Source organism: Corynebacterium sp. HMSC074A09 (assembly GCF_001811545.1).
In the GTDB taxonomy this organism is placed as follows: Bacteria; Actinomycetota; Actinomycetes; order Mycobacteriales; family Mycobacteriaceae; genus Corynebacterium; species Corynebacterium hiratae.
Genome location: NZ_KV805124.1, coordinates 167,951 through 182,040 on the forward strand (window position 1 = coordinate 167,951; position 14,090 = coordinate 182,040).

Here is a 14,090-nt window from a genome sequence, read left to right on the forward strand (position 1 = left end):
ACGGACCAGTCCCCAGCACTCGCGCCCTTAAACATGCGGTGGGTTAGGCTCGCGCCATGCGCTTTTCCTCTCGCCTGGCTGCGATTCTCGCCGCGGCCACCGCTGCGTCCGTGTTATCCGCCTGCAGCACCTCTTCTTCCGCTGAGACCACCATTTCCACCACGACGCTCGATCTTCCCGCCGTCAGCGACTCCGACCGCAGGCAGGGTTCCGCAGCATCCGGAACAACGCAAGGCTTCGAGGAGCCCCTCGACGGCGATGCGCTCTGGGATAACACCACCGAAATCCCTCAAGCGGAGCGACCGGAGCCCCGACGTAACCTGATAGCTCCTGACGCTGCCGATTACTTCATGAGCCTGGGGGTGTTGACGCCGGGTGCGCCCATCTACAACGGCACAAACGGTGGCCGGTGCTCCACCGGTCATTTCGCCGGCGATGGGCAGCGCCTCTTTATCCTCACCGCCGGGCACTGCGGGGACACGGGCGACACCTTCTATTACGACGATCAATCCGGCAACGCGGTAGAGATAGGCCAGATGGTAAAGAAGGCCCGCAACACCAACACCGATAGCATCAACTCGGCCGACATTGCACTGATCGAAGTGTCCAACCCAGCCGCCAAAGTATCTACCGCACCGGCCTTCAATGCGCCTTTGGCCGGTTGGATGAGCCTCGAGGATGTCACTCACAAGAAGCCCACGATGTGTTTTGCCGGTTCCGCGGGAGGCGCTGCCTGCGACGATTTCATTGACCGCTTCGAAAACCAAGGACTCTTCACCTTTGGCAGCGAGAGCGTACCCGGAGATAGCGGCGGTCCTGTCTACGCCTCCATCGACGGCAAACTGTACGCGGTAGGTGTCTTGTCCTTTGGCAACTACGATGATTACACCGGCCCCGAAACTGGTGCCATGGAGATCGGAAACACGATGGAGCAATTCAACCTGAAGCTCTACTCCTAGCTCAACGCAGTACGGTCTTCTGCCTCGGCAGCGAAGGGATTTCTGGACTACGGTGGACACAGTAAGTTTCATGTCTGCTACCTGCCAGAAAGGCTTTTGCAATGGACATCACCGCTCAGCCGCAGTGGGCCGCGCTCACCTCGCTTTTTGAAAGCAAGAAGGACCTCAACCTGCGTGAGCTTTTTGCTAACTCCGCTTCCCGCGCCGCAGACTATTCTTTCGACGCCGCGGGCCTGCACGTGGATCTGTCGAAGAACCTCATCGATGAGGAAGTAGTCACCGCACTGGTGGACCTCGCCCGGGCTGCCGACGTCGAGGGGCGCCGCGACGCAATGTTCGCCGGCGAGCACCTCAACAACACCGAGGATCGCGCCGTGCTGCACACCGCGCTGCGCCTGCCGGTGGAAAAGGACTTGAGCGTCGACAGCCAGGACGTCGCTGCCGACGTCCACGAGGTGCTGGGCCGCATGCGCGACTTCGCCACTGCGCTGCGCTCCGGCGAGTGGCTTGGCCACACCGGACACACCATCAAGAAGGTGGTCAACATCGGCATCGGCGGCTCCGACTTGGGCCCGGCCATGGCCGCGAAGGCCCTGCGCTCCTACGAAGTGGCGGGCATTAGCGCGGAGTTCGTCTCCAACGTCGACCCGGCGGATCTCGCCGCGACTCTCGACGGCCTCGACGCCGGCTCCACCCTCTTCATCGTGGCCTCCAAGACCTTCACCACCCAGGAAACCCTGGCCAACGCTCACGCCGCGCGCCGCTGGTTGATTGAGCAGTTTGATGGTGACGAGTCGGCCGTCGCCAAGCACTTCGTTGCGGTCTCCACCAACGCGGAGAAGGTCGCGGAGTTCGGCATCGATCCTGAGAACATGTTTGGTTTCTGGAACTGGGTGGGCGGGCGCTACTCCGTCGATTCCGCCATCGGCCTGTCGCTGATGTGCACCATCGGCCCGCTGGACTTCATGCGCTTCCTCGAGGGCTTCCACGCCATGGATGAGCACTTCCGCACCGCGCCCCTGGAGCAAAACGTTCCGGCGCTGATGGGTCTGCTCGGGGTCTGGTACTCCAACTTCTTCGGCGCGCAGACCCATGCGGTGCTGCCCTACTCCGAGGACCTCGGACGCTTCCCGGCCTACCTGCAGCAGCTGACCATGGAGTCCAACGGCAAGTCCGTGCGCCGCGACGGCACCGCCGTGAGCGCCGGGACCGGTGAGATTTACTGGGGCGAGCCGGGCACCAACGGCCAGCATGCCTTCTTCCAGCTCATGCACCAGGGCACCAAGCTCATCCCGGCGGACTTCATCGGCTTTGCCCGTCCGAAGGAAGACTTCCCCACCGCGGACGGCACCGGTTCGATGCATGACCTGCTCATGGGCAACTTCTTCGCACAGACCAAGGTCTTGGCCTTTGGTAAGACGGCAGAAGAGATTGCCGCTGAGGGCGTGGACCCGGCCGTGGTCCCGCACAAGGTGATGCCGGGCAACCGCCCATCCACCACAATCCTGGCGGAGGAACTCACCCCGCAGGCCCTCGGCGCGCTGATCGCGCTCTACGAGCACATCGTGTTCACCCAGGGCATCATTTGGGACATCAACTCCTTCGACCAGTGGGGCGTGGAGCTGGGCAAGCAGCAGGCTAATGACCTGGCACCGGCAGTCTCCGGCAAGGAGGAGGCCGCATCCGGCGATGGTTCCACCGATGCTCTGATCGGTTGGTACCGCAAGCACCGCTAAGCACTGCTTGGCGACGTCCCCCCGGCCGAACGGTCGGGGGTTCACCCGTTTTTGACGCGCAATCGACGTGCGGGATCGCCAACGCCGCGGAGGCCCTGTGGGCGCCCACGTGAGGATTTACCTATCGGGCGGCCCCCGTGGGCTCGCCCGCGTGGCGATTTACCCGCCGGGCGGTCCGAGTCCGCGTTGCGCAGCTTGATACGCAGCCTGGGCGGTTATCGGTTCTCCCCAGGGAGGGATGTAGTCCACATCGCCGCGTAGTCGGAAGACATATCCAGCACCTGTTGGTTTCTCTGGGTCATCGTCATTAATGCCGTTGTGATAGGCGCACAACATGGTCAGATTCGGCGGGTTGGTAGCCCCTCCTGCCTTCCACGGCACAAGGTGATGCACCTGAGCATAATCAGCGGGCTTATTGCATCCCTTCCTGGCACAGGTGGGATGTTCAGCACTGGCCATGATGCGCTGCTCAAACCCGGCTAAACGCTTCATCCGGTGCAGCCACACCGGCCCGATCGCGGGGTGGATGAGGGTTACGTAGCCGATCTCGGCAAACTTATAGTTCAGAAATTCCGTGCCGGTCATGCGGCCGCCATTGGTCAGCTCAAGGACGATGTCATCGCCGTCGCCGCTCACAATCTTGTCGAGCTTGTCCAAGGTGACAACGACGCTGGTGAGCACGGCTGGTTTGGTTCCGCCATGGGATTTGTTGAAGAAGACGTGGTTGGCTGCTTCCAGCAGGTTGTTCTGGTTGATGGATTCCAGCACGCCGCGCATCTCGGTCACGGTCATGGGGTCATCGGTAATGGTCAGCGAGTGCGGACCATCAGCGCGATAGGTCATGCGCACACCAGGTGTGGGCACGCGTTTGGGCTTGAGCTCTTTTAAGCGCTTGGCCGCCACGGCTGGGATGTTCAATGCTGATGTGCCGGCGAGCTTGATCCGTAGGTTCCAGGCATGCAGCTGGTTCTTCAGCTTCTTCGTGTAGGACTCAATGAGGCTTAACGTGGCCAGATCATGGCGCTGTTCGGCGGCTCGGCTGCGGGCAGTGCGTTGCTTACCCGTGAACTTGGTAGCGCCGAAGTAGATGTGGTTCAAGCCAGCCAATTCGGCGGCATCGGCAGGTGAAGCGCCGAGTGCGCGTAAGCGTTTCTCCCCTCCTACCGCCTGCTCCACCAAAGAAATCCCCGAGTTGCGGTAGGAGAAATAGGTCTCTAAATCCCCCATGACCCAGAACACTAAAACACCCTAGGCAACCCCGCAACCGGAGACAGAGATTTTAGAGCTTGATCATCGACTCCCAGCCAAAGGGGATGTGGTCAGAGTCCACGATCTTGCGGCCGAACGGGAAGCACGTCACCGGGATCATCTTCAGGTTGGCCAGAGCCACCGGGATGCCCACGATGGTCACTGCCTGCGCCGCTGCAGTGGTGACGTGGCCGATAGCCAGCCACAGGCCAGCGACAAGGAACCAGACAACGTTAGAGAACCGCGACATGCCACCGGTACCTTTGACTGGTTGAATGACGGAGCGCCCGAAAGGCCACAGGGCGAAATTCGCCATACGCATCGAGGCTACACCGGCAGGAATCGTCACGACGGGGATGCAGGCCAGGATGCCGAGGAGAAAGTAGCCCAGTGCGAGGAAAAGGCCACCAGTTGCCAACCAGATGATGTTCAAAATGATCTTCATGCATCCCAGCCTAGCGACGCGGCTGGCAGTGCGGGCACCACCAGATGATGCGCTCTAACTCCCCTTCATCGCCGCCGGCGTCCACACCACCCAGCGTGGATTTCTCAATGAGCGTGCCGCAGCGTCGGCAGCGCTGACGGTTGCGTCCGAAGACATAGGTGGTCTCCCCTGCCCTTTTCACGCCGGTGGTCACACGTACCGGCGAGTCTCGATTGGCCCAGATGAGGCGGCGGGAGATGGTGAGGATCTGGGGGACGTCGACAAGCGCTACAGGTGTTGCTGGATGAACGCCGGCCAGGAAGCAGACCTCGGCGCGGTATTCGTTGCCCAAGCCTGCCACGTTGCGCTGGTCCAGGAGGGCCGCGCCGATGCTGCGCTCGGGGCGCAACTCGATGCGGTGTACGGCCTCCTCAAAGCCGCCTTCCGCCCATTCTGGCGCGAGGATGTCGGGGCCTAGGTGCGCCATGCGCTGCTCAAACTCGCGGGTGGGGAAAACCTCCACCAGCCCCAACCAGTGCCCCACCAGCTCAATATCACGCGGGGTGTTTTCCATCTGCAGCACCACGCGGGCGCTGTGGCCGGGCTTGCGCCAGCGGTCCCCGGCGTAGTGGATGGCCCACGTGCCTTCCATCTTGAGGTGGGTATGCAGGATGAGCTCGCCGCCGAAATCCATGAAGAGGTGCTTGCCATAGGGCCAGACCTCCTCGCACACCAGCCCGTCGAAACGCACGGTGGCATAGCGCGGCACGCGCAGGGAGGAGGAGGTTACGCGCCGGCCTTCCATGAACTGCAGCCGATTCGACAGCTGCAGTACGGAATCACCCTCGGGCACAGCAGAACCTCCTCACCAAACGGGTGCCTACTCTACCGGCGTGTTCCTTCCTTCACCGAATGCCAGCGCACCCGGCTCCCACGGGGTGACCACGTGCTGGCGGGAAAGGTCTTCGATCTTCTTCACGCCGAGCAGCTGGAGGGTGTTCTTGAACTCCTCCGCGAGCAGCTCAATGACGCGGTCGACGCCTTCCTTGCCGCCGGCCATCAGCCCGTAGAGGTAGGCGCGGCCGATGAGGACGAAATCCGCACCCAGAGACAGCGCAATGGCGATGTCGACGCCGGACATGATGCCGGAGTCGTAGATGATTTCCACGTCCGGGCCTACCTCCGCGCGCACGGCCTCAAGGGCTTGGAGGGTGTTGACCACGCGGTCGAGCTGGCGCCCGCCGTGGGAGGAGACCACGATGCCGTCGGCGCCAAGGTCGATGACCTTGCGGGCGTCCTCGGGGTTGACGATTCCCTTGACGAAGAGCTTGCCCGTCCACTGCTTGCGAATCCACGCTAGGTCCTCGAAGTTGAGGCCTGGGTCAAACATGGTGTTGACCAGCTCGCCTAGTGTGCCGGTGGTCGAGGTCAGGGAGGCAAAGGTGACCGGGTCCGTGGTGAGGAAGTTGAACCACCACTCGGGGCGCCATGCGGCATCGAAGACGGTGCCTGCGGTCAGGCGCGGCGGGATGCGCATTCCGTTGCGGGTATCGCGCAGGCGCTGCCCGGCTACGGGCGTGTCCACGGTGACCACCAGGGTGTCATAGCCGTTAGCCGCCGCGCGCTCGATGAGCTCCTGACAGGCGGAGTGGTCCTTCCACAGGTAAAGCTGGAACCAGCGGCGCCCGCTAGTGCCTTGCGACGCCGCGACCTCCTCCACCGAGCGCGTGCCCATCGTGGAGAGCGTGAACGGGATGCCTGCGTCGCGGGCGGCTTGGGAACCAGCGTCCTCGCCTTCGGCATGCATGAAGCGGGTAAAGCCGGTCGGCGCGATGCCGAAAGGCAGGGCCGCGGGCTCTCCGGCGATCTCGGTGCTCAAGGAGATGTCGTGCGCACCATTGAGCACGTTGGGCATGAGGCGAACGTCGCGGAAGAAATCGCGGGATTCGCGGTAGCTGACCTCATCGCGGGCGGCACCGTCGACGTAGTCGAAGGCAGCCTTGGGTGTGCGGCGCTTGGCAATCTTGCGCAGATCCCACACATCAGCGGCCTCTGCCAGGCGTGCTGTCCGGCGGTCGAGGTTGGGTGCTTCGAACCGCATGAGGTTCTTGAGCTCGGACACGTTGGGCAGTTGGCGCTTTAGCCGCATGGAAACAAGACTCCTTTTTCTATTGGGCTATCAACTTCTGAGGTTAGACCTCTGAAATGCCCACACCCAAACGCTGAGGTTTAACATTCAGCGGCGTCGACGGCGCGGGCGGAAACCACCTGGGCTTCCCGGCGTAGTCGATGGGCCACCAGACTCAGTGGAATCCTCCGGATCATCGAAGGACAGCTCCTCCATCGCCTCGACGGCGCGGCGCCCACCGCGACGTGCGGGACGGTAAGGTTCAGCGGAGCGCGTGGCTTCTCCAGATTTGCCGTGCTGTCCTGCACGGCCGGAAGAGGCGGTGTGGGCAGAGCCAGTAATCCGCACGCCCTTCGGGGTCAGTGCCGCGCCCAGTGCGCGCAGCTCACCGCCCAGCTTCGACTCGAAGATGGGCCGCCCGTTCGCTTTCTCAATGACCAGCTTGTTCAAGCGCCCGGCGGCCACCAGCTCGTTGAGGCCTGCAAGCACTGCGGCTAGTACCTCGGTGCGCTCGATTCCCTCGGGCAAAGCGTTGAAGAACGTGGTCAACGTCTTTCCGCCCCGGGTCAGGTGAGCCACCGGCAGTCCATCCATGAGCACCACCAAGGCACCCGCGGCGCGGATGGGGCGGGCCGCGGATTCGCCGGCATCGGTAGTGGGCCAGGGCAGCGCCGCACCATAGGGGTTGGCAGGGTCGGTCGCGGCCAGGACATAGGCCTGCGGCTCGCGGGTTCCGGAGGGCCAACCGGTGACGTCCGGCGAATCATCCACCCCGCGCAGGCGGTCAATGACCGCGGGTGTGGAGAACTGCGCGGCACCCAGTCCTTCAATGACATAGCCGCGCATCGCCTTGCCGGATTCCTCGAAACCGGAGAGCACCTTATAGGCCAGGGCGAAACCTCCCAGGACGTCCTCGGCAACCACAGAGCCACGGGTAAGCACGCCGTAGCGGTCCAGCCAGGCCTCGCCGTGCGCGATGGAACGCGACGTTGCATCCGTCGCGGCGGGCACGGACAGCGACCACCGCCCCACCACGTCGGGCGCGGCCTGCGCACCAGATGCGTTGTGCGATTGTGCAAAGGAAGTGCGCCCCATGCGCAGTCGTGAGCGCGAAGGTCTGCGCCGCGCGCGATGCGCCGCACGCCCGGCGCTCCCACCTGCTGCCAGGTGGGCCCGGATAGGAGCGAAGGAATCGGGGCTGACTAGCCCTGCCTCCACCAGTCCCCAGAGGGCCTCGCGAACCTCCTCAGGCGTACCGCTCAGTTGCGGTTGGATATCGGAAATGAGGTAGCTGCCGCCGCCCTGTAAAGCCTCCAGCAGCTGGGTCTGCAGCATGGACACGCCAGCCTCCTCGGCGGAGACCTGCGGGGCGAGCTGTGCGGCATAGTCCGCCGGCAACAGCATGATCCACGGGTCGTTGGAGCCAGCCTTGCCCGCGCCCACGATGAGAACCTCGCCGCTGGCGGTGAGCTCATCGAGCATCGTCGGCGAATAATCACCTACGCGTGCAGGCAAGATGAGGCTCTCCCAGGCCGAGGCCGGCAGGCGCACCCCGGCCAGCTGCTCAATGACGGCGAAGACGCCATCCACCCCGCGCAGCACCGGGCGCCGGCCCACCGCCGCCACCTGCTGCCAGTCAGGGAGGAAACGCCCAAAGGCCGCAGGCGAAACCGGCTGCGTGGCCGCCCGGGCTGCCGCCAGCGAGCGCGAGCGGATGAGCTTGAGAACTTCAGACGCGCAGTATTCCTGTTCCTCCACGCCTTGCCGGTAGTGCCCCGCCAGGATGGAGTCCAGACCGTTGAGCGTCGAGTGCGCCACCGCAGCCGACAGGCCAAAGGCCTCCTGTACATCGCGCGCCACAAACGGCCCGCGCGTGCGCGCCCAACGGCTGACCAGCTGATCCACGGCATCGGTAATCGTGGCCTGCTGGGCGGGGATACCGGGTGGGACGGGGATGCCCAGGCCGTCGCGAAGCAGCGGCGCATCAAGCGCTTGGGCAATATGTTCGCGGCCGTTGATGCGCACCCGCATGATGCGCGCGCCCAGCGCATCGAGTGCGCGCAGAGGCACCGTGGCGTGCGCAGCAAACTCCTCGACCGGGATGGGGCCCAGCACGCGCAGCAGGTCCGCGACCTCCTCCGTCGTGCGTGCCTGACGTTCTGGAGTGGTGCGCTGTAGCTGGGCGTGAACCTCGGCGATGATGGAGCCGTCGAGAAGCTCGCGCAGCTCCACCGTGCCCAACAGCTTCGCCAACAGCGCCGGGTCTAGCGCCAGGGCCGCCGCGCGCTTTTCCGCCAGGGGTGAATCCCCCTCGTACATGAACGCGCCGGTGTAGTTGAACAGCAGCGAAGACGCAAAGGGCGAAGGCTGCTCCGCGGTGACCTCCGCAATGCGAATGCGACGGTGTGCCAGCTCCCGCATGACCTCCGTGAGCGCCGGCAAGTCATAGACATCCTGCACGCACTCGCGCACGGTCTCCAGGATGATGGGGAAAGAGGGGTAGTTGCGGGCGACGTCGAGAAGCTGCTCCGCGCGCTGGCGCTGCTGCCACAAGGGCGCGCGCTTGCCCGGGTTACGCCGCGGCAGAAGCAGCGCTCGCGCCGCGCACTCCCGGAAACGAGAAGCAAAGAGCGCGGAGTTTCCCACCTGCTCGGTGACGATGTCGGCGATCTCATCGGCGTCGAAAAGAAACAGCGCGGCATCCGGGTCCGCCTCACCCTGCGGCAGGCGCAGCACGATGCCGTCATCGCCCGCCACGGCCTGGGCGTCCATACCGGTGCGCTCCGCCACGCGCTGGCCCACCGCCAGCGCCCACGCCGCATTCACCGGCCTGCCAAACGGGGTGTGCAGCAGCACGCGCCAATCCCCCAGCTCATCCGTGAATCGCTCTAGCAGCAGCGTCTTCTCATCTGGGATGAGCCCGGTGGCCTCGTTCTGCTCGTGCAGGTAAGCGGCGATGTTGCGCCGCGCGTTCTCATCGACGCCGCGCACGATAGACGGGTCCGAAAATGCTTCACGCCGGAATGCCCCCAGCGCCTTGCCCAGCTCATAGGGCCGCCCCGCGGAGTCACCATTCCAGAAGGGCAAACGCCCCGTATGCCCCGGCGCGGGTGTCACCAGCACCTGGTCGCGCGTAATCTCCTCCACGCGCCAGCTCGTCGCGCCGAGGGTGAAGATATCCCCCACCCGGGTTTCATAGACCATTTCCTCATCGAGCTCACCCACGCGGCGCGGCGCGGAACCGGCCTCACCAGTTCCCACTAGGAACACCCCGAACATGCCGCGGTCCGGGATGGTGCCGCCGTTGGTCACCGCCACGCGCTGCGCGCCGGGGCGCGGGGTGAGCACGCCCGTCACGCGGTCATAGACCACCCGGGGTTTCAGCTCCGCAAAATCCGTCGAGGGATACACACCACTGACCAGGTCCAGCACGGAGTCGAAGACCTCGCGCGCCAGGTCCTTATAGGGCCAGGCGCGGCGCACGGTTTCGTACCAAGCGTCGGCCTCGAGTCCCTCACTCGTGCCCGCGCTTGCCGACGCCACCACCGCCGCCACCGTCTGCTGTGCCAAGACATCCAACGGGTTGCGCGGGGAATGCTTTTCCTCGATGAGGCCCTCCTCCATGCGGGCAACGGTGAGCGCGGATTGCACGAGATCCGCGCGGTGCTTGGGATAGAAGGAACCGTGAGAGACCGCGCCGACGGAGTGCCCGGCGCGGCCCACGCGCTGCAAGCCCGAGGCCACCGAGGGCGGGGATTCCACCTGCACCACCAGCTCCACCGCGCCCATGTCGATGCCCAGTTCCAAGGAGCTCGTGGCAACCACGGCCTTGAGCGTGCCTTCTTTAAGCATGGTTTCCGTCAACGCGCGCTCATCCTTGGACACCGAGCCGTGGTGCGCGCGGGCAATAACCGCAGGAGCCTTCCCGGCGACGTCCACCTGCTTCATCAGCTGGGCCGGGTCGCGCCGGGTCGCTGGGCTCAAGGACTCCGGATCGTGCTCCTGGGCATAAAGCTCGTTGAGCCGGCTGGTGAGCCGCTCGGCGGTGCGGCGCGAGTTAACGAAGACGAGGGTGGAGCGGTGCTCCATGACTTCGGCATAGAGCTCTTCCTCGATGAAGGGCCAGATGGACTTCGCTGTGGGCAGGGCGGAGTCTCCCACCCCGCCTTCTTCCTTGCGGTGCGCGTGCACGCGTACCGCGTCTTGGGGGCCTTCGGAGATGCCCAGGGGGTCGTCGACAGTCGCCTCCCCGATGGGCGAGCCCTGCTCCGGGGTGGGCAGGTCCGACATGTCCTCGACCGGCACGTGGACGTCGAGCTGCCATCGCTTCTTCGCCGGTGGCGCGATGATATCCACGGGGCGGTCGCCACCCAAGAAGTTGGCGACAGCACTCAGCGGGCGCACCGTCGCCGACAAACCAATGCGCTGAAACTCCCCGGCGATGAGCCCGAGGCGCTCCAAGGTCAGCGCCAGGTGCACGCCGCGCTTGGTGCCGGCCAAGGCGTGGATCTCGTCGATGATGACGGTATCCACGGTCTTCAAAATCCCCGCTGCCTTGGAGGTGAGCATGAGGTAGGCCGATTCCGGCGTGGTGATGAGGATGTCCGGTGGCTTGCGCACCTGGCGGGCGCGCTCAGTCTGCGGGGTATCGCCTGAGCGCACGCCGACGGTGATATCCGGCACCTCCAGGCCCAGCCGCTCGGCGGTGCGGGCGATGCCGTTGAGCGGGGCGCGCAAATTGTTCTCGACGTCCACACCCAAAGCCTTGAGTGGTGAGATATACAGCACTCTCACGCCATCATGCGCGCCCTCGCGGGAAGGCTCATTGCTCAGCGGCAGCGCGGTCTGGCCTTCGCGCTCCACCAAGGAATTCAGGGCCCACAGGAAAGCCGCGAGCGTCTTACCGGAACCGGTTGACGCGACAACCAGTGCATTCGCACCACCGGAAATAGCCTGCCACGCTTGTTCTTGTACTGGGGTGGGGGCGGCGAAAACGTCCTGGAACCAACCGGCCACCTGCGGGCGGAACTTCGCCAGAACGTTTTTAGACATGCCCTACTCTATCGCGCGCGCTAATCTGGTCACTATGACCGTTGAGATTTCTGATTCCCGTCTAACCAACTCCCTCGCCGAAGGCTGCGGCGAGATCCTCAAAGGCGTACGCAACGGTGGCCTGCTGCGCGGCTTGGCGCTGGGTGATGCCGGTGATGAGGCCGCTCAGGAATGGATCGCCCGCGTCCTTGAGCAGCACCGCCCGCAGGATGGCGTCCTGTCGGAGGAAGCTGCCGATGACTTGAGCCGCTTGAAGAAGGAACGCGTGTGGATCATTGACCCGCTCGACGGCACCAAGGAGTTCGCCACCGGCCGCCAGGACTGGGCCGTCCACATCGCGCTGGTCGAAAACGGCACCCCTACCCACGCGGCAGTCGGCATGCCGGACATGGGCGTGACTTTTAAGTCTTCCGACGTGCGCGCGGTGACCGGCCCGCTGTCGAAGAAGTTCGTGGTTTCCCGCAACCGCCCGCCGAAGGTGGCGGATTACGTCGCGGAGAAGATGGGCTTTGAGACGGTAGGCGCGGGCTCCGCAGGCGCGAAGGCCATCCACGTGCTCTTGGGTGACTATGACGGTTATATCCACGCCGGTGGCCAGTACGAGTGGGACCAGGCCGCCCCGGTGGGCGTGGCTTTGGCTGCGGGCCTGCACTGCTCGCGTCTGGACGGCTCCCCCATCAAGTTCAATAACGAGGACACCTTCATCCCGGATCTGCTGATCTGCCGCCCGGAGCTAGCAGACGAGATTCTGGAACACGCCGCCGCCTACGCGGAGGCCAACGGCGGTTACTAGGTTTCTCGTGCTGCGTTACCTTTCTATGCAGCACAGCTAGGTTAAATCCCCAACTCATCTGCAAGACGAGAGACCATTCGAGCATTTAACTCGTGGTGGTCATGCAGCGTGTCTTTGCCGAGGTATCCAAATACCTCGGCATTTATTACGCCAATAATACTTATCCACGCTTCAAGCGCCTTTTCCATGACGTCAGCGGAAAGTTCTACATCAAGCTCATCAGCGGCTGCGGCAAGGTCGCGCGAGAACTGAGAGGAACGCGGTTCTAACTGTTCAACCGAGGCCTCAGTTAACAACTCGGCCAGACGCCGACTAACTTTTGTACCCGCGACCGTAGTCTCTGAAACTGGCGCTTCGTATCCAATGATGGGCGTGCCATAAATTAGCGCCCACCTTTGAGGAAACTCCAAAGCCCACGCCCTCATAGCAAACACAAGGCGCAGGAATCTGTCCCGCGTCTCAGTAGCCTCACCGATTCCCCGCACAACGGCATCATCAAGTGCTTCAAACGCATCAACGATCAGCATCGTTAATAGGTGGGCCCTGTCGGGCACATAGCGGTAGATACCCGAAGAAACTATCCCCAAATCACGTGCAATTGCACGAAGATTCAAGGCTTCTGGGCCGCCTTTATCAAGCTGCTCCCGCCCTACCTCAACAATGCGCAACATCGTCTGTTCGCGAGCACGCGCTCTTGGGGTCATTGACATATAGAAACTATATCAACAAGAAAGAGAGCACTGCTCTTGAATCTGAATAACTGCAATTATAGAATTAGAGAGCACTAGTCACTATTTAGAGCAGAGGTCACCTAATGCATTTTCTCATCACCGGGGCAGGCCCCGTGGGCCGATCACTTTCACGCGAACTCGCTAAAAGAGGGCACACATGCACAATCATGACGCGATGGCAGCCCCATTTCGCCGCCAGTAGGAACGTGCAGTTCAAGAAAGGCGATGCAACACACAGTGACGCCTATCCAGAACAGATCGACGGAATTGCCCACTGCATCCATGCCCCATACGACGCACAAAAGTGGCGCGACCTGCTCATTCCAGCTGAAGAAACCGTGCTAGAGGTAGCCGCCCAACGGGGCATCCCCGTTGTCTTTCCCGAATCGATGTATGGGTTCGACCAGACTTACGAGGTAATTTCGCCTGACACGCCCCTCACCCGATCCCACAATGGCAAACCCGGTGTTCGAGCGACCCTAATCGAGAACCGCTTAGCCTCTCCCTCGCGCACTACCTCGGTAATCGCGGCCGATCTGTACGGACCAGATGCTGGCCCCGGATGCGTTTACCATCAGCTCATCATCGGGAAGAAGCGTCCCCTTGCTCTTTTTAACGCACACGCTAAACACTCGGTCACGTACCTTCCCGACTTCGCCCGTGCGCTAGCTGACGCACTACTGAACGAATCGACACCCCCTATAGCTTCCACGCCTTGCGCGCCCGCACTCACCCAAGCTGAATTTGCTCGAAGCGCCGGATGCCAACACTCCCCCATCACGATTCGACCATGGATGCTGAAGCTAGGTGGCATTGTCAGCACGGACCTGCGAGGCCTACAAGAAATGAGCTACCTGTGGGACCGTCCCTCCATTCTTACCGGAGCTAAATCCGCATGGCAGGCGACCCCAACCGACGAAGCATTAAAGGCTATTCATCAAGCTCAGTCGGCGTAGTGACAAATCCAACCACTAGTAGCCCTACCTCACTACCTAAGACTTTTTGAACGCTCTACACTT

10 protein-coding genes are annotated in these 14,090 nt (G+C 63.1%); 4 read left to right on the plus strand and 6 right to left on the minus strand.

Annotated features, from left to right (window positions below):
- The first annotated feature begins 56 nt into the window (after window positions 1-56).
- Together HMPREF2807_RS03145 and pgi are read left to right on the plus strand one after the other, a co-directional pair.
- Window positions 57-959, plus strand: a complete 903-nt coding sequence (locus HMPREF2807_RS03145; RefSeq protein ID WP_070510441.1) for a trypsin-like serine protease — start codon at window positions 57-59, stop codon at window positions 957-959.
- 101 nt (window positions 960-1,060) lie between these two features.
- Window positions 1,061-2,695, plus strand: coding sequence for a glucose-6-phosphate isomerase (gene pgi, locus HMPREF2807_RS03150; RefSeq protein ID WP_070510443.1), 1,635 nt, complete (start codon window positions 1,061-1,063; stop codon window positions 2,693-2,695).
- Window positions 2,696-2,854: 159 nt separating this feature from the next.
- Here the strand turns inward: pgi and HMPREF2807_RS03155 are convergent, their stop codons facing one another.
- The 5 genes from HMPREF2807_RS03155 to HMPREF2807_RS03175 form a co-directional block, all read right to left on the minus strand.
- On the minus strand, window positions 2,855-3,922 hold the full coding sequence (locus HMPREF2807_RS03155; protein WP_232751608.1) for an HNH endonuclease signature motif containing protein: 1,068 nt from the start codon (window positions 3,920-3,922) through the stop codon (window positions 2,855-2,857).
- 52 nt (window positions 3,923-3,974) lie between these two features.
- The gene (locus tag HMPREF2807_RS03160) at window positions 3,975-4,388 is read right to left on the minus strand and encodes a YccF domain-containing protein (protein ID WP_070510447.1); all 414 of its coding nucleotides are present in this window, start codon (window positions 4,386-4,388) and stop codon (window positions 3,975-3,977) included.
- A 10-nt stretch (window positions 4,389-4,398) separates the two neighbouring features.
- Window positions 4,399-5,220 carry a DNA-formamidopyrimidine glycosylase family protein gene (locus HMPREF2807_RS03165; RefSeq protein WP_070510449.1) on the minus strand — a complete coding sequence of 274 codons (822 nt, stop codon included), beginning with the start codon at window positions 5,218-5,220 and terminating at the stop codon, window positions 4,399-4,401.
- Between the two features lie 27 nt (window positions 5,221-5,247).
- Window positions 5,248-6,516 (minus strand): alpha-hydroxy acid oxidase, encoded by a 1,269-nt coding sequence (locus HMPREF2807_RS03170; RefSeq protein ID WP_070510451.1) that lies wholly within the window; start codon window positions 6,514-6,516, stop codon window positions 5,248-5,250.
- A gap of 87 nt (window positions 6,517-6,603) precedes the next feature.
- Window positions 6,604-11,547, minus strand: coding sequence for an Lhr family ATP-dependent helicase (locus HMPREF2807_RS03175; protein WP_070510452.1), 4,944 nt, complete (start codon window positions 11,545-11,547; stop codon window positions 6,604-6,606).
- 34 nt (window positions 11,548-11,581) lie between these two features.
- Between HMPREF2807_RS03175 and HMPREF2807_RS03180 the strand changes: the two genes are divergently transcribed.
- The gene (locus HMPREF2807_RS03180; RefSeq protein WP_198531364.1) at window positions 11,582-12,340 is read left to right on the plus strand and encodes a 3'(2'),5'-bisphosphate nucleotidase CysQ; all 759 of its coding nucleotides are present in this window, start codon (window positions 11,582-11,584) and stop codon (window positions 12,338-12,340) included.
- Window positions 12,341-12,381: 41 nt separating this feature from the next.
- On the opposite strand, the gene HMPREF2807_RS03185 is transcribed toward HMPREF2807_RS03180, so the two are convergent.
- Window positions 12,382-13,050, minus strand: a complete 669-nt coding sequence (locus HMPREF2807_RS03185; protein ID WP_070510454.1) for a TetR/AcrR family transcriptional regulator — start codon at window positions 13,048-13,050, stop codon at window positions 12,382-12,384.
- A gap of 104 nt (window positions 13,051-13,154) precedes the next feature.
- Between HMPREF2807_RS03185 and HMPREF2807_RS03190 the strand changes: the two genes are divergently transcribed.
- Window positions 13,155-14,027, plus strand: a complete 873-nt coding sequence (locus tag HMPREF2807_RS03190) for an NAD-dependent epimerase/dehydratase family protein (protein ID WP_070510456.1) — start codon at window positions 13,155-13,157, stop codon at window positions 14,025-14,027.
- Window positions 14,028-14,090 lie beyond the last annotated feature (63 nt).